1 protein-coding gene is annotated in these 695 nt (G+C 27.5%); it reads left to right on the top strand.

The window, feature by feature from the left end; genetic code table 11:
• Positions 1 to 27: 27 nt before the first annotated feature.
• On the top strand, positions 28 to 695 hold a 668-nt coding region (locus FE392_RS19970; RefSeq protein WP_319931873.1), incomplete at its 3' end, for an AAA family ATPase.

Genomic DNA, 695 nt, shown 5'->3' with positions numbered 1-695 from the left:
TTAATTAGTTCAAGTAATTGTATCAAGTTGTTTGATGAAAAAGATGAAGAAGAATCCAAGTATAAGAAATTAGGAGTATATGATTATCAAATTAATGCAACAAGTTATGAGGTTCCAAAAGTATTAGAAAATAGTGTAGAAGATTTTATTAAGTTTCATTCTGTAATGCTTAGGGATCAGTATGCAATTGATTTATTGAAATTTTCAAAGTCATTGGATTTAGAGGATTTTATTAAGTGTAATTATGTAATTCATGAGCGCTTAATTCAAGTTTCAGTTGCTGAATATAAAAATAAGTTATCGACTGTTTTTGATGAGACTGATTTAACTGAAGAACAATTAGAGTTATTAAAATCTTTTGTAGCAAATAAAATCACATTATTGTTAGGACGAGCTGGTACAGGTAAAACTTATACTTTAGTTAATTTGTTGAAAAAATTAAAGCCTAATCCACGTACAACTTTTATTTTAACGTATACAGGTAAAGCGTCTGTACGAATTAAAGAATTGTTGAGTCAACATGAATTAACCGAATACAAGCCTATGACAGTTCATAAAGCATGTTCATCTAATTGGAATTCGAATTTTTTAAAGAATGAGTATAATAACTTAGAATGTGAGTATTTGATTATTGATGAAGTAGGTATGATACCAAGAGATATTTTGATGAAAGTATTATTAGCTGTTCCTAGTTA

This window comes from Xenorhabdus santafensis (assembly GCF_033949405.1).
In the GTDB taxonomy this organism is placed as follows: Bacteria; Pseudomonadota; Gammaproteobacteria; order Enterobacterales; family Enterobacteriaceae; genus Xenorhabdus; species Xenorhabdus santafensis.
The sequence above is the reverse complement of the archived record's forward strand: the minus strand, read 5'-3'. Positions and strand labels throughout refer to the sequence as shown.